The organism is Niabella sp. (assembly GCF_030150205.1).
Lineage (GTDB): Bacteria > Bacteroidota > Bacteroidia > Chitinophagales > Chitinophagaceae > Niabella.
Window position 1 is genome coordinate 400384 of sequence record NZ_JASLGT010000024.1, and the last position, 16968, is coordinate 417351.

The following is a 16968-nucleotide window of genomic DNA, read 5'->3' on the forward strand; positions in this document are numbered from 1 at the left end:
GCTAAAAACACGTCATATGATCAGACTTTCATTTATTGTATTCAGCATTCAACTCCTTTGTTCCTGGAGTTCCTGTAGTAAACAGGACCGTCCTGTTGCAAACGAACTTAAACTACAAAAAACAATGCTCACCGGCGAATGGAGTTTTACGCTGGGAGAACGTTCAACCCTGTCCCAGAGCGGCTTTCCGCCGGGCGACAGCGGCTATTATACCGATGGTGCCGTATCTGTATTAAAACTGGGCAACCAGTACTATGGTTTTTGGGGCCGGTACCGCAATTACAGAACCGTTGCCAGCTCCCCCTTGTTGCAGGATCATTTAAATCACCTGGATCCTGCAACGCCCGTATTCGGGGGTAACCAGCCCAATAACGGAACATCTAACGGGTTTAATGACGGTGGCATGTGGTTTATTGGTGTGCGGCAATTAAATGATGGCCGGTTGGCCGGCTTTTTCCATGCTGAAACGCACTGGTATCCTCGCAATACACAGGGCTGGTATGCCTACAAATCTATTGGCGTTGCCTATTCAAGCGATAGTGGCAGATCCTGGGGCGCGCCTTACCAGATCCTGAAGCATGAGTTAAACAAGCCCGATACACCCCGCTGGTCAGGATTGGGAGACGGGGCGGTTATTTATAATCATTTAAACAACAAATATTATTGTTATTATACACCAGCTACCGGTGTCACCGCCCTCTGTATGGCTTCTTCAACGGATCCCAATGGTTATGTGGGTTCCTGGAAGAAATGGTACAATAATGCATTTTCAGAACCGGGTCTGGGCGGCAAGCAAACAGCCATCGCACCGCTGAGTATGAACCCGGGGTCAAATCCTTCTGTTCACTGGAATACCTATCTGAACAAGTTTGTGATGATCTGGCATGGGTGGGATGGCAAATTGTACATATCTGCCAGTGCCAATGCCGAAACCTGGGAAACCCCGAAGTTATTGCTGGAAGATGGTCCCAAGGCCTGGTATCCATCGATCATTGGAACCAGCAGCGTTGAAGGCGGACAGGTGATCCAGTTATATTATGCCTATAGTTTCCGGCCGGATGGCAGAAGAACCCTGGCGTCCCGTACGATCACGTTTCAGCAATTATAAAAAGAACGAGTGACGCAAAGATGTAACATATCACCCGGTCTGAAAAGTGGCAGCTTGTTATACGCCGCCGCTACTTTTCATATTCGCCGTATTGCCTTGATCGCCCTACCGCAGCTGCTCCTGTTGCTTCCGGCACCGTTTACCGGGCAATGCAGTGCACAACCCCTGGTGCTCAAAAGTCCTTCAGGAGCAGTATCTGTTCGGGTAATTAAAAATAACCAGGGGACCTTTTATTCGGTATCAAAAAATGGAGGTACGCTGATACAACCGTCGCTCCTTGGCCTTGATATTTCCGGAAAGCCGTTAATAGAAACGGCCAATCCATTGAATCTGGTTAAAACCGGTGATGTAAAAGAGACGCTCCAGTTGCTCAAAAATAATAATGCGCCCCTCCGGGTGGGCTATAAAAAATATGCGGTTCGTGTGGGACAATCGCTAATTGAATTTGCGGTTTTTGATAACGGTTGTGCCTTCCGCTATCAACTGCCTCCAGGGAAAGTACATATTACCGGAGAGCAAACCCGCTTTGTTTTGAATGGCGATGAACGCGCTTGGTTTTTTGAGCGTACCAATAGCTGGAAGCTGAAATCCTATGCTGGTTTGTGGATGCAGACCCGGTCCGATAGTCTGGACAAAATTTCCCCCGGCGGTCCGGTGCAGGGCAAACCGGTGGTGCTGCAGTTAACGGACAAAAGCTATCTCTTTATTACCGAAGCGGCGTTACAGGGTTATAGCGGCATGCGGTTGAGGGCAGAGCGGAATACCCTTTCGGTAGATTTTACAGAGGAAGCGGAAGGGTTCGATGTGCAGGCGGCACTCCCGTCCTTTACACCCTGGCGGGTGATCGGTCTTGCAAAAGATCTGGATGAGCTGGTGAATCATCCGGTGATTGCCTGCCTGAATCCGCCTCCCGATCCGGAATTATATAAAGAACGCAGCTATATAAGACCGGGCAGGGCCGTATGGAGCTGGATCACCAAAGACGACCGATACCTGGATCCCGGGTTTGAAAAAGAGCTGATCACCGCTGCTGCGGAACTGGGATTTGAATATACGCTGATCGATGATGGATGGGAACAAAAATGGAGCAATAAATGGCCAGTTTTAAAAGAACTGATCGATTTTGGAAAAACAAAAAAGGTGGACGTATGGGTATGGAAGGATTCCAAATTTTTAAGGGACAGCAATTACCGGAACGCGTTCCTGGATACCTTGCAGGAATTGGGCGTAGCGGGAATCAAGATCGATTTTATGAACAGCGAAGCCAAAGCGCTGATTGATTTTGAAATCGCATTTTTAAAAGCGGCTGCCAAAAGAAAACTGATGGTGAATTTTCACGGATGTCAGACCTCCACGGGGGAATACCGTACCTATCCGAATGAATTAACAAGGGAAGGCATCCGGGGAATGGAACTGAACATCATGAATGAGCCGTTACCGGCAAGTCATAATGCCGCTTTGCCCTTTACCCGGTTCATAACCGGACCGGGCGATTATACCCCGGGACTGTTTTCAAAACGGGGACCTACTACTAATGCCCATCAGCTGGCATTGCTGTACCTGATGGAATCGCCGTTTCAATGCATTGCGGAAAACCCGCTTACACTTTTAAATGATCCCCGTTTTAAACCCATATTGCCATTGCTCCGGAAGCTGCCGGTTACCTGGGATGAGCGGGTGGTTTTGCCCGGAAGCCGGATCGGGGAGTTAGCCATCATCGCCAAAAGAAGCGGAAAGGACTGGTATGTGGCGGCTGTGAACGGGCAGGAGCATGCCATTACACAAACGCTGGAGCTTTCGTTTATCAGGGATCTGTCAGCATACAACGGAACGCTTATCAATGATCAGGACGATGGTTTTTCCCGTAAGGCAATACATCCGGAACAGAGGGAAAAAATCACGATCACACTGCAACCTTCCGGCGGGATGGTGCTTTACCTGCAAGCAAAACCGGGAGTAAAAAACAGCAGAAGCTTAAAGAAGCATAAATGACGAAACGGATACATATAACTTTTTTGATCATCATCACCGGCATCTTTCCGGTTGCCGCACAAGTGAGGCTGAGTGGTAACCAGATCCTGGTGCGTTCCGGTGGAAAGACCTATCCGTTTTTACCTGAATTTACGGTCTTGTACAGCGAAACGGATCCGGTACTGGCCCTTAAGCCCGCCGGGATTGATAAGGTGCCTTATAATGTGCCCACCTGGAAAACGGAGGCTTCAAAAGCCGATTACCGGCAACAACGCGTTAATGAATCCGTTGCCGGAGATGGGTTTGATGACAAGATCCTGCGCGGCAAAAAAGAGGAAAGAACGGCCAATATTTATCATGCTGGCCGGTCCTTAACCATAAAAGCAGACAGGATCCGGGAAAAGGGAGATACGGTATATTTTCATTTTGCAGACCAGGAAGGGTTTTCATTGCAGGCCTGGCTGGTGAAGCATGCAGCACCCTATCCTTCTGTTGGATTTTTACTGACCCCCAAAAAAGACGGGTATTACAGTGTTGGATATACCGGAGCTCCCTCCTTTGCAAAACAGCATTCCAAAGAGTCCTGGCAGCCGCTGATCTGGACAGAGAAGCGTACCCCGGACCAACCCTATCTTACGCCGGCGTTTATGGCCACCGAACCTACAACCTTGGTAAATGACGGCGTAAATTCACTGGGTGTGTTGGCTCATCCGCGGTATCTTCCTTTTCAACCATTGCCATTACTGGACAACAGCCAGTTTGGAATCGCGCTGTTAAACCCCAAAGGACAATTGCAGCCCCAGGTTTTTGCACCCCTGCCCGGCGGATTGCATTCTTTTATGAAGGCAGGGACTTCATTTAGTTTTTCTTTTTATCTTTTGGTTATCCCGCACACGATCACGGATACCTATGAGGAGATCGCCAGGAATATTTTCGGATTCCGGGATTACCGCACCAATGCAACCGTATCGATGAATACAACGCTGGACAATCTTATCGACTACGCCAAAACGCACTATGCCTGGTTTGTAGACAGCCTGAAGGGATTTGCCTATTCAACCGATGTTCCGGGTGCGGTAAAAAATGTATCCAGTCTCAATCCGCTGGAACTGGCCATCATAAGAGATGATAAGGAACTGTTTGAAAAACGGGCGTATCCATTGATGGAATTCATGCTATCGCGTGAGAAATTTTTATTCAGTCTGGATAGTACACAAAAGATACAATCCCCCTCCCGTAAACTCAAAGGACCCATTGCCCCGCTATCCGAGTTGGGGGTACTGCACAGTGTATTTCCCGGGAATGATGATTTATATACCACGCTGGCAAAAAAGGAATTTACAAAAACAAGGGTGCGCAACCTGGATGTGGAAGAAAAAGGGGCCAACTGGATCAATGCCCTGTTCCTGTTTAAAATGACCGGAGATACGGCCTATCTAAATATGAGCCGGAAAATGGCGGATGACTACCTGGAAAAACGGGTAGAGAAACGCATGGAGGCTTTTGGGGATCCGATGATCAGCACGCATTTTTTCTGGCCTACATTCACCAATAACTGGTCGGCCTTGTTGGAACTGTACGAACTGACTAGAGAGGAACGTTATTTAAAAGCGGCGCATGACGGTGCCCGGCATTATGCTTTGTTTACCTGGATGGCACCGGCGATGCCCGATAGCTTAATCACGGTAAACAAAGGAGGCAAGGCGCCGATGTACTGGTACCTGAAATCGAAAGGACATCAGCAAATGTATTATCCGGAAGAAAAAGTTCCGGCCTGGCGGGTATCGGAAGTGGGGCTTACGCCTGAGTCTTCAGGAACCGCAGCCGGGCATCGCGGAATCTTTATGTCAACCTTTGCACCCTGGATGCTGCGCATCGGGTATTATACAAAAGACGATTTCCTGATCCAGATAGCAAAAGCGGCGCTGGTGGGGCGTTCCGCCAGCTTTCCCGGGTATCATATGAATACGGAGCGGACTACTGCTTATGAAAAGCCGGACTTTCCGTTGCATGAACATAAGGAGCAAAGCGTAAACTCTTTTCATTACAACCATATTCTTCCGATGGCCTCTTTTTTTATGGATTACCTGGTTTCGGATGCTTATGTTAAAAGCGGCGGAAAGATCAGCTTTCCCAGTGATTACATCGAAGGGTATGCCTATTTGCAGAATAAATTTTACGGGCACAAAAAGGGGCGTTTTATGAGTTCGGACCAGGTGCAGCTCTGGATGCCGGCACGCTTGTTAAGGATTGGCGATATCGGGTTAAATTATATTGCTGCGCGAAAAGCGGATTCTTTGTTTATTGCCTTTGCCAATCAATCCGCACAGCCCATTCAAACAACGGTTATGGTAAACCCTGCCTGGGCTAGGTTTGCTCCGAATGCAGCATTGATAGTATATGGTAAAGAAAAGAACCGGCAATTATTAAACGATAGCAGTTTCACGGTAACGGTTCCCGCCAATGGTCAGACTGCTGTTGTATTGAAGGGCGCGGAGCTTCAATCAACATTCCAGGACCGGTTACTAAAACAGGTCCCGGATAAAAGCCGCGATTATCTTTCCATACCTGAGGGTCATACAAAAGCAATGTTGTTTAAACTGGGAGGCTATGGCCGCCGGTTGTTTGTTTACCTGGAAGACGATGATAATAAATGGAGCCATGTCCAGCTTCAGTATCGCGTAGGAAAATCAAAACCGATAACAGTTAACAAAGCCTGGTATCCATTTGAATTTACAGTAACGGCGGATCTTCAGCAACCCATCGTGTTTTCGTTGGTGCTGACGGATGTGGATGGGAAGGCCGTTCATACAAGGGAATATGAACTGGGAATAAATGACAATATCAATCAACGTGAAAAATAGATAGCATGATCATTAAAGACGCAGAAACGAAACGGGATCTTAAAAAAGAGATTATTGAAAAAGATCTGGTGATTGTAGGAGGCGGTATGTCGGGCGTATGCGGGGCGATAACGGCGGCCCGGCAGGGATTGGAAGTGCTGCTGGTACAGGACCGCCCGGTATTGGGAGGCAATGCATCCAGCGAAGTGCGGCTGTGGATCCTGGGGGCTACTTCACATATGGGCAATAACAACCGGTGGAGCCGGGAAGGCGGACTGATCGATGAAATACTGGTAGAAAATACGTATCGGAATCCGGAAGGCAACCCTGTTATTCTTGATATGATCCTGCTGGATAAAGTAAAGCAGGAACCGAATATTACATTGCTGTTGAATACCGCCGTGTATGATGTGATCAAAGCCGATGTAGATCGTATCTCCGGGCTAAAGGCTTTTTGCAGTCAGAACGCCACCGAATATGAATTAAAAGCGCCCCTGTTTTGCGATGCCTCTGGTGATGGAATTGTGGGCTTTCTTTCAGGCGCGGCATTCCGTATGGGTGCAGAAACCCGGGAGGAGTTCCATGAGCAGATGGCTCCGGATATCAGTTACGGGGAGTTGCTGGGGCATTCGCTCTATTTTTATACAAAGGATACCGGTAAGCCGGTAACATTCCACGCGCCTTCCTTTGCAATGGACGTACAAAAAGAAATTCCGCGGTATAAAAGTTTCAATGCAAAAGAGCATGGCTGTAAACTCTGGTGGGTGGAGCACGGCGGAAGGTTAGATACGGTGCATGATACGGAGCAGATCAAATGGGAACTGTGGAAGGTGATCTATGGTGTGTGGGATTATATTAAAAATTCGGGGGAGTTCCCGGAAGCGGCAACCTATACGCTGGAATGGGTGGGCATGATCCCGGGCAAACGGGAAAGCCGCCGGTTTGAAGGGGACTATATCTTATCTCAAAAAGATTTGATTGAACAACGAACCCATCCGGACGCAGTGGCTTACGGTGGATGGTCGATTGACCTGCATCCGGCGGACGGCGTATTCAGTGAGCGTTCTCCCTGCAACCAATGGCATAGCAAAGGGCTTTTCCAGATCCCGTACCGATGCCTTTACAGCAGGAATATAAAGAACCTCTTTTTGGCCGGACGCATCATCAGCGTCAGTCATGTGGCTTTTGGCGCTACCCGCGTAATGGCTACCAGCGCGTATACGGGTCAGGCGGTAGCGGTGGCTGCGGCACTTTGCAAAAGATATGGGAAAGACCCTCGGGAACTGCTGGAGGCTGCGTATATGGCAACACTTCAAAAGGAGCTGATGAAGACCGGTCAGTACATTCCCGGCAACACCTTGCGGGATGAAGAAGACCTGGCACGCAGCAGTACTATTACAGCGAGCTCTTCCCTGAACTTTACGGGGTTTGATCAGGGGCAGTTGTTGTATAAGCCACTGCATATATCGGCGGCGCAACTGGTACCGGTGGCTACAGGGGTACTGCCGGTGTTTCGCCTTCCGGTAAAGGCCACCCGGGCTACCGAACTGATCGTGGAAATCCGCTTCAGCAGTCGGACTGGCGGGTTTACACCAGACCAGGTACTGGTACGGAAAACCATTTCCTTAGATGAAGGAGTATCGATCATTGAAGTAGATCCCGGTTTAAAAGTGGACCAACCGCAATACCTGTTTCTTTGTTTTTTGAAAAATGAGGATGTGGAAATTGCCTGTTCTGCTCAGCGGGTAACAGGGTTGGTGTCTGTTTTTAACGGGGTCAACAAAGCGGTATCTAATAACGGAAAGCAACAGGCTCCGGAAGGATCGGGAGTGGATACCTTTGAGTTCTGGTGCCCGCAGCGCCGGCCGGAGGGACAGAACCTGGCGCTTCATTTTTTGGAACCGGTATTTACAGCAGGAACAGACAACCTCATCAATGGCATTGACCGTCCAACCGATCAGCCCAATGCCTGGATCTCGGATCCTGCCGATGCGCATCCGTCTGTATCTCTTGACTGGAGCCAGCCGCAACAGATCCGGAAGATCCACCTGGCATTTGATACCGACTTTGATCATGCGATGGAATCGGTACTGATGACGCATCCGGAAACGACGATGCCGTTTTGCGTGCAGGATTACCGGGTGGAAGATGAGTGGGGTAACCTGCTGTATCAAAAAGAGGGTAACTTTCAAACGCGGAATATAATTGTACTGGAACAACCGGTTGTTACAAAACAACTGGTCATCCGGATGAAACATCCTTCGGCAGATGTTCCGGCAGCATTGTTCTCCGTTAGATGTTATGCAGAATAAGAAACGGACCAGCGGCAGCGGCGCACATAGCAGCACTGCAGTTGAAGTGTGCGATCCCGCTGTGGCGGGACAGGCTCAGACAATGTATCATAGTAGTGTCCCGAAAACTTTTCAGGACTGGGCGCATAAAAATAAAATAATCATGATTGCTAAAAAATAATCTTACAGCATGACAGATACAATTGTGGTGATCGTATTTTCTGTTTTTATTTTGCTTGTAGGGATCAGCTTTTCCCGCACCGGCAGAAACCTGAAATCTTTTTTTGCAGGGGGAGAGGCCGTTCCCTGGTTCATTGGCGGCCTGTCGCTGTTCATGAGCTTTTTCTCTGCAGGAACCTTTGTTGCCTGGGGCGCGATAGCCTACCAGCATGGATGGGTGGCGGTTACCATACAATGGACCATGTGCATAGGTGCGCTGGTAACGGGGCTTTACCTGGCGCCCAAATGGAAGGCCACCGGTAACCTTACAGCCGCCGAGTTCATAAAGATGCGGTTGGGCACCAAAGTGCAAAAAAGCTATATCTATATTTTTACGGTTGTGTCGGTATTTATCAAAGGATCTGTATTGTATTCTGTTTCCAAGCTGGTGTCTGCTTCGCTGGGTTACCCGTTGATTCCCGTTACCGTGATCCTGGGCATCCTGATGATCTCATATACCGCGGTTGGCGGACTCTGGGCGGTGATGGTAACAGACATATTGCAGTTTGTGGTATTAACGGCAGCTGTGCTGATCATCCTGCCCCTGGTGTTTCATGAAACAGGCGGCGTGCAGCAGTTTATTGATAAAGCACCCGATCATTTTTTTAACCTGGTGAACGGGGAATATAGTTGGGGCTTCATTTTTGCGTTTGCCCTCTATCATATATTTTATATCGGGGGTAACTGGACCTTTGTGCAGCGGTATACCAGTGTGGACAGTCCTAAAAGCGCATCAAAAGTGGCGTATTTATTTGCCGGGCTATATATCCTAAGTCCCATTATCTGGATGTTACCACCGATGGCCTACCAGGTGATCCATCCCGGTATGTCGGGGCTTGATGCGGAGAATGCCTATATCATGGTTTGTAAACAGGTATTACCGGCAGGATTGCTGGGACTGATGTTAACGGGTATGTATTTTTCTACCTCGGCATCTGCGAATACCGCGCTGAATGTGGTCTCTGCGGTATTTACCAATGATATTTATAAAGGGTCTATCAACCCGCAGGCCTCCGATAAAAAGCTGATGTTTGTAGCGCGGGCCTCCTCCTGGTTCTTTGGCATTTTTATGATCCTGATCGCCATGGGGGTGCCATATATTGGAGGTATTGTGGAATTTACACTGAGTGTGGGAGCCATTACCGGCGGACCTCTGTTACTGCCGCCCATCTGGGCATTGTTTTCTAAAAAACTGTCAGGGAAGGCCACCATCTATATCACGGTACTGAGTCTTGCCGTGAACCTGCTGTTTAAAATGGTGATTCCGTTGATCAATCATTATAAATTATCAAGGGCCAATGAAATGTTGCTGGGGGTGTTATTGCCGTTGATTGCTCTGGCCATTTATGAGTGGATCGCTGCGCGGAAAAAGCAGGTGAGCACCGACTACCTGCAATACCAGGAGTATAGGCAACACAAGAAAAAGGAGGCGGCTGTAATGGATGAAGAAGAAGCCCGGCTGGTAAAAGCGCAAAACGTTTTTGGGTTAAAGATGATCGCCTTTTCGCTGGCGTTTATGGCCATACTAATGCTGGTACTGGCACTGATCACCTCGAAAGGTGGTGCATTGGTCGGCACGATTGCGTTGCTGATCCTTGCCGGATCCCTTATTCCCTGGCGGGCGTCAAAGAGAGGAAAAGGTAATTGATGCGGTATTATATGGCCTGATGGGGGTGTACCTATGGCACACCAAAACCCCGGGGGCCGCTATGCGGCTACAAAGGGGTTGTCTCTACGAGACAAAGATTATGGAAGGAGGAAAAGATGCATAATGGTATTCTTTCACGTCTTTTATCCTCAGCAAGTATACCGAAAATGTTGCTCTTTGGCCTCAATAAATACATCGAATATGTTGTCTTTATCCTCCGTGAATATGCCGTAGGCATTACACCCATTTAGACGGAATGTTATGTGGGTTGGTTGTGCCGCGTAGCGGCTATCTGTGTAAATAATGGTCAGCATATAGATATAACCATCGCAGAAAACAAACGCATTATCGTTCCGGCCTGTTTTGAACCGGAAAGGGGGTAAATCGCTATGCACCGGGTATTTCTGCCCTGGTTTTGCGGCACTTTTCATATTTTCATACCCCCGTTAACGATTACGGGGATACAATAAACATCAGTATGACAACCCCTACTTTTAAAAGCCTGCTTGTTTTTTTAGCAGTCACCTTTTTTGTAATAACCAGCCATGCTGTAATGGCAGCGGATCCAAAACCCAAAGAGGTATTGAAGATTATGCACCGCGTGGCGGACTGGCAGTTGGCCGACTGGAAAACAAAGGGCTTTAAATATGGAAAGGCTGACTGGACCAATGGCGCCTGTTATACAGGTTTGTACAGCGCGGGAACGTTGAAGGGCGGCAAAAAGTACCTGCAGGCGTTGGTAAATATTGGTAATGACCTGGGCTGGAATACGGGCCGCCGCCGTTTTTTTGCAGATGATTATTGTGTGGGACAAACCTATGCACAGTTGTTGGTGAAATATAAAAACCCAAAGATGATCGCTCCGTTTACCCTGCTGGCGGATAGCATCCTGGCTAAACCGCATGATGAGCCGCTCAACTGGAAGAACAGCATACAACTTCGGGAATGGGCCTGGTGTGATGCCTTGTTTATGGGTCCTCCTTCGCTGGCTTACCTCACTACAGCAACAAAGGATCCTAAGTACCTGGATATGGCGGCAAAGCTTTGGTGGAAAACAACCGATTTTCTTTACGATCCTTCCGAACAGCTTTATTTCCGGGATGAAAGCTATTTTAATAAAAAAGAAAAGAACGGGCAAAAAACATTCTGGTCACGGGGAAATGGCTGGGTATTGGGTGGGTTGGTACGGATGCTGGAAAATATGCCCGCCAACTATCCGGACAAACCAAGATTTGAAAAATTGTATAAAGATATGATTGCAAAAGTGGTTTCGCTGCAGCAATCGGATGGCAGCTGGCATGCATCCTTGCTGGATCCGGAAAGTTTTCCAATAAAGGAAATGAGCGGTACGGGCTTCTTTTGCTATGCGATATTGTGGGGATTGAATCATGGTCTGCTGGATAAAGCTACCTATTGGCCTGCAGCAAAGCGCGCATGGGATGTTATGGTGTCATCTGTGAATGCGGATGGCATGTTGGGTTACGTACAACGCATTGGAGCTGCCCCAGACAAGGTAAATGCAGAAAGCACGGAGGTTTATGGTGTAGGCGCCTTCCTGCTGGCCGGCACTCAATTATATCATTATTTGAAACACTAATAAACAATAAATGAAAAACAGCGCGCACCGGATAATAGTGCTGCTATTGCTTCTTACGAGCTTTAGCACAGGGCATACTCAGGAAACGGGTAAGAAGACGGTTCGGTTATTCCTGATCGGCAACAGTTTTTCGCAGAACGCCACAAGATATCTGCCGAAGCTGGCCCGGGAGGGTGGTTTTACCCTTTCCATCGGTCGTGCAGAACTGGGTGGCTGTTCATTGCAACGGCACTGGGAACTGGCTGAAGCCGCAGAGGCCGGTGATCCGAAAGGAAAAGCGTATAACGGAAAGTCATTAAAAGAATTGCTGGGTTCCGGAACCTGGGATGTGGTTACATTGCAGCAGGCCTCCATTTTATCCGGAGACTCCAATACCTACAAACCCTATGCGCGCAAACTGGTGGAATACATTCACCGGCTGCAACCCACCGCAATGATCGTGCTGCACCAGACATGGCCCTACCGCACCGATGCGCCGTCCTTTTCACAGAACTCCGGCGGAGGTTATGCCCTTTCTGCTGAAGCGATGTGGAAGCAATCGCGGGCGGCCTACCACACAACAGCTGCTGCGTTACGGCTTCCACTTATTCCCGTAGGGGATGCTTTTTTTGCAGCACAACAGAAAAGCAGCACAGCATTTAAAAAGGATAGCGCCTTTAAGCCCGGACAGGCGGTTGCCCCGGAACTCCCCAACCAGGCACATTCCCTGCATGTAGGATATTTTTATAATAAAAAGAAGGAGTTGGATTTGGATACGCATCATGCCAGCGAAGCGGGTTGCTATCTTGCCGGACTGGTATGGTATAAGTTCCTTTTTGGCGCTTCTCCGGTACAGACCGTTTTTAAACCGGATGCTGTAGAAGATGGATTTGCAAAAGCATTAAGAGTAATTGCAGACAGTGTTGTATCCGGAACGGATCAGGTACAAGTACGGCGGTAAGCCAGGGTAAGAGCCGCATAAGAATTTATTGTCCTTTGTTATGGGCCGAGGACGAAGTTCCCGCACAACCCTTGCCACCTTAGGGGTCTGCAAAAGCATGAAAAAGAAGATCCATGTTCAGATCATTCTGAACCAGGGCTCCGGAGTATTCATTCCGCGCCAATCCGTAAGTAGTGATCAGGGTTAGATAAAGCGCTTTCCGGGTACCGGTTGCTTCGCGGAATGCAGCGATTTTATTTCTCAGGTCTCCTGCGTATTTTTTTGTGATCGTAAAATTATTAAGAGAAAATTTCATCTCGCAAAGATTGATCACCTGGTCTTTCCGGTCGATTACAAGATCTATTTGAGCTCCTTCACCGGTCCAGGAAGAAACCGATGTTTGCACTCCGCTGATGCCGAGTGCCTGTTTGATCTCTTTTATATGTGCCAGGCATACCTGTTCAAACGCATAGCCGCTCCAGGCCCGGTGTTTCGGATCGTCCAGGCCATTGATCCAGTTATTTTCATCCCGCCGGTTTACAATAAAACGCAGGTAAAAAAGAGAATAAAAATCAGACAACTGGTACAAACTGTTTCGTTCCTTTTTGCCAAAGGGACTGTATTTACGAAGAAAGCCACTTTCTTCCAGCTCTTTTAATATGCGGGTGGTACTGCCGGCATTGGGTAGCTTCGTAATCGTAATGATCTCATCGCGTGTAAGCCCTTTTGCTTTTTTGCTCAGCGCTTCTATGATGAGGATGTGTTTTTCTGCTTTATTAAATAAGGAGCGGTACAGATCATCGAACTCTGTAACCAGTAGCCCGTTTTCGCTGAAGCAGATCCGGTCAATATTCTGTGCGGCGCTGAGGCCCGGATCTACCTGGTTCAGGTAAAAGGGAATACCGCCCATGCTCATGTATAACTGTATGATCTGGTACCGGTCAAAGACGGCGTTTCGGCTTTTTAAAAAAGCCTCGCATTCGGCCAGGGAGAAGGGATCCAGCCGGATGCGCTGGGTAACCCTGTTGTGCAGTCCGCCTTTGTTATGGATGAGTTTGTTGATCATCCAGGAAGCGGCTGACCCGCAAACCACCAGTATGATATCTTTTCTTCCGCTTGCCCAGGAGTTCCAGAAATGTTCCAGTGCGGGCATAAAGCCGGATTGTGCCGTATCCAGCCAGGGTAATTCATCAAGGAACAGGATCTTTTGACCACTGGTTTTTATTTCCAGCAGGGTGATCAACTGCTGAAAAGCCATCAGCCAGTTTTCGGGCGGAACATGCTCCTTTGAAGTAGGATCGTATTTTTTAAGGGCCAGATGAAAATTCAGCAATTGTTGTTTGGTGTTTACATTTGCCATTCCGGTAACATAAAAGTCGAAACGGTTATTAAAAACCTCCCGTATTAAAAAGGTTTTTCCTACACGGCGCCGGCCATACACCGCAATAAATGCTGATTGCGCTGATGTACAGATCTTCTTTAGCTGCTGCTGTTCCTTGTTACGTCCGATAAGCATAAAAGGATATTTGGCTATAAATGTAATAAATTATTAGTTAAAGCCAAAAACTAATAATAAATTGGCTTTAATCTTAAAATTTTATATAATTAGAGCCAAGTTGATTAACCCAAACGATCCAGGGTAAAGATTGATTATATACACATCGGGGAAACCAGCACGCTAATAAATCATGATAGCGAAGTTTTTGAATTGTTCCAGGTTCTTTTTGGATTTCATGGATTTGTATAAAAGCAAAGATCCCGAATTATTCCGGGATCTTTTGTGGTGTGGGCCGGGATCGAACCGGCGACACAAGGATTTTCAGTCCTTTGCTCTACCGACTGAGCTACCGCACCATCCTTTCCGCCTTAGCGGGCTGCAAATATAGCGCATCAAGGGCAGACTGTCAAAAATATCCGGAAAAAATAAAAAAATGCTTCCGGTTATGAGCTCTGCTGCCCAATTCTGCCCTTCAGACGGGAATATCACATTCCGAATTCGGCTAAAAATTTGATCCGCATGATCTTAAGCTGTTCCCAGTTAAAATCAAATTCGGCCAGCTCCTCCTGTGCCAGCTGAAGGGAAGAAGTTTCGCAGCTTTTGAAGTATTCGATGATCTCATCCTGCTCATCTTCATCCAGCATTTCGTCGATGGCATAACCCAGGTTGAGCTTGGTACCGCTGGCGGCGATGGTTTCCATCTCTTCCAGCAATTCATTCATCTTCCAGCCTTTATTCTTGGCAATGGTTTCCAGCGGAATTTTTTTATCGGTTTGCTGAATGATGTACACCTTATTGCCACTCTTATTCACCACGCTTTTCATTACAAAATCATCCGGCTTCTGGATGTTATTGTCCTCCACATAACGGGCGATCAGCTCTACAAACGGTTTCCCATAGCGGATGGCCTTGCCCTTGCTTACGCCCTGGCACTTTTCCAGCTCGGCTGTGGTGGTAGGGTACAGGGTAGCCATATCCATCAGCGAATTTTCAAGGAAGATCACAAACGGGGGCAGGCTTTTTTTCTTCGCCTCTTTCTGCCGCAGTTCCTTCAGCATTTCAAATAACCGCTCATCGGTAGCAGCACCTTCCCCGTCTTCCGTACCAGGAGCCTCGTCATCATCCCAGGCTTCTTCAAACTTATTGTTAAGCACAATGGAGAATGATTTGGGCTTCTTTAAAAAGGCAGTCCCTGCAGGGGTTATTTTTAATACGCCGTATTCTTCAATATCTTTTTTCAGCAAACCTTCCAGCAGCATCTGCCGGATCAGGGAATTCCAGAATAATAAGTCCTGACCTTTCCCACTGCCAAAAGCACCAAGCCCCTCATGCCGGAACATTTTGACCTGCGGGGTCAGTTTCCCGATCAGGATGTTTACGGCATAGTCTGTTGCAAAGCGCTCATCCAGTTCTTTAAGGGCCTTCAGCACCAATACGGCCTGGTCTTTAGCCTCCATCCGTTCTTTTGGATGCTTGCAATTATCGCACAGGCCACAGTTTTCAACGTCGTACTGTTCTCCAAAATAACTCAGGATCACTTTCCGGCGGCAAACCCCGCTTTCGGCATAGGCAACGGTTTCGTTAATCAGCTGGGCACCCACTTCCCGTTCGCTGAGCGGTTTATCGCGCATCAGGTGTTCCAGTTTGCTTACATCCTTATGCGAGTAATATAGCAGGCATTTCCCTTCCAGTCCGTCACGCCCGGCCCGGCCGGTTTCCTGGTAATAGTTTTCAATAGACTTGGAAATATTATAGTGAATGACAAACCGGATATCCGGCTTATCAATCCCCATCCCAAATGCAATCGTAGCCACAATCACCTGTACATCCTCATTTAAGAACTGGTCCTGTCGCTCTGCCCGGAGTTTACTGTCCAGACCGGCATGATAAGCCACTGCTTTGATGCCATTGGCCATCAGGATTTCGGCCAGCTCTTCGGTGGTTTTACGGTTAAGTGTATAAATAATCCCGCTTTTATTCTTCATGCTTTTAATAAAGCGGACAATGCTTTCATTGGTTTGTTTCTTATTAACCTTGGGCGCAATTTCATAGTAGAGATTATCCCGGTTAAAAGAAGAAATAAAAACATTGGCATCTTTAAGCCCCAGGTTCTTAATGATATCGCTTTGCACTTTTGGCGTAGCAGTAGCTGTTAAGGCAATAACTGCAGCATCGGGATTGATCTGGTTCATCATCTCCCGCAAACGCCGGTACTCCGGCCGGAAATCATGGCCCCATTCCGAAATACAATGTGCTTCATCCACAGCAAAAAAAGAAATGTTCAGATCGCTGAAAAAAACAAGGTTTTCCTGCTTGGTCAGCGTCTCCGGAGCCACATACAGCAGTTTTGTTCTGCCGGACAACAGATCATCATGAACTTCCTTTATTTCCTTTTTATTTAAGGTTGAATTTAAAAAGTGTGCAATTTCATCATTGCTGTTATAACCCCGCACCAGGTCTACCTGGTTCTTCATCAACGCAATAAGGGGTGAAACAATGATGGCAACTCCCTCCATGATCACAGCAGGAAGCTGGTAACAGAGGCTTTTTCCGCCCCCGGTTGGCATAATAACAAATGTATCTTTTCCTGATAAGAGGGAATGAATGATCTCTTCCTGTTTTCCCTTGAACTTTTGAAAACCAAAATTCTTCAGTAATTCTCCGTGTAAATCTGTCTTTGTATCTGTTTTTGTTGCGCGGTTGGCCACCGGTTCCTTTTTCCTGGTAGCCTTCTTTTCGCTTTTCACTGCCATTTCTGTAATATAAAAGATTTTAATAGTCGATCAATATCCTTAAAAGATACGCAGGATATCCAGAAAAAAAAAATTTTCGGGTAGCGAATTTAGCTAAGGTTGGTCTGCTTTTAAAATATTA

Annotated in this window: 9 protein-coding genes and 1 tRNA gene; 7 read left to right on the top strand and 3 right to left on the bottom strand. The window is 47.6% G+C overall.

Going from position 1 to position 16968, the window contains the following annotated elements; genetic code table 11:
- Positions 1 to 16: 16 nt before the first annotated feature.
- From Q1V85_RS18385 to Q1V85_RS18415, 7 genes are all read left to right on the top strand, one after another.
- Positions 17 to 1108: a hypothetical protein gene (locus Q1V85_RS18385; protein ID WP_300602024.1), complete on the top strand. Its 1092-nt coding sequence runs from the start codon at positions 17 to 19 to the stop codon at positions 1106 to 1108.
- Positions 1109 to 1117: 9 nt separating this feature from the next.
- Positions 1118 to 3100, top strand: coding sequence for a glycoside hydrolase family 97 protein (locus tag Q1V85_RS18390; RefSeq protein WP_300602025.1), 1983 nt, complete (start codon positions 1118 to 1120; stop codon positions 3098 to 3100).
- A complete protein-coding gene (locus tag Q1V85_RS18395) occupies positions 3097 to 5943 on the top strand; it encodes a hypothetical protein (protein WP_300602026.1) in 2847 nt (948 codons plus the stop codon). Before Q1V85_RS18390 ends, Q1V85_RS18395 begins: the two co-directional genes overlap by 4 nt.
- A gap of 5 nt (positions 5944 to 5948) precedes the next feature.
- The gene (locus Q1V85_RS18400; protein ID WP_300602027.1) at positions 5949 to 8234 is read left to right on the top strand and encodes an FAD-dependent oxidoreductase; all 2286 of its coding nucleotides are present in this window, start codon (positions 5949 to 5951) and stop codon (positions 8232 to 8234) included.
- 169 nt (positions 8235 to 8403) lie between these two features.
- On the top strand, positions 8404 to 10080 hold the full coding sequence (locus Q1V85_RS18405) for a sodium:solute symporter family protein (protein ID WP_300602028.1): 1677 nt from the start codon (positions 8404 to 8406) through the stop codon (positions 10078 to 10080).
- Between the two features lie 478 nt (positions 10081 to 10558).
- Complete coding sequence (locus tag Q1V85_RS18410; RefSeq protein WP_300602029.1) at positions 10559 to 11677, top strand: glycoside hydrolase family 88 protein; 1119 nt, start codon at positions 10559 to 10561, stop codon at positions 11675 to 11677.
- A 10-nt stretch (positions 11678 to 11687) separates the two neighbouring features.
- Entirely contained in the window at positions 11688 to 12617 is a 930-nt protein-coding gene (locus Q1V85_RS18415) for a DUF4886 domain-containing protein (protein ID WP_300602030.1), read from the top strand.
- A 79-nt stretch (positions 12618 to 12696) separates the two neighbouring features.
- On the opposite strand, the gene Q1V85_RS18420 is transcribed toward Q1V85_RS18415, so the two are convergent.
- From Q1V85_RS18420 to recQ, 3 genes are all read right to left on the bottom strand, one after another.
- Positions 12697 to 14112 carry an ATP-binding protein gene (locus Q1V85_RS18420; RefSeq protein WP_300602031.1) on the bottom strand — a complete coding sequence of 472 codons (1416 nt, stop codon included), beginning with the start codon at positions 14110 to 14112 and terminating at the stop codon, positions 12697 to 12699.
- 265 nt (positions 14113 to 14377) lie between these two features.
- Positions 14378 to 14450: transfer RNA gene (locus Q1V85_RS18425), tRNA-Phe, on the bottom strand.
- 129 nt (positions 14451 to 14579) lie between these two features.
- Entirely contained in the window at positions 14580 to 16847 is a 2268-nt protein-coding gene (gene recQ, locus Q1V85_RS18430) for a DNA helicase RecQ (RefSeq protein ID WP_300602032.1), read from the bottom strand.
- Positions 16848 to 16968 lie beyond the last annotated feature (121 nt).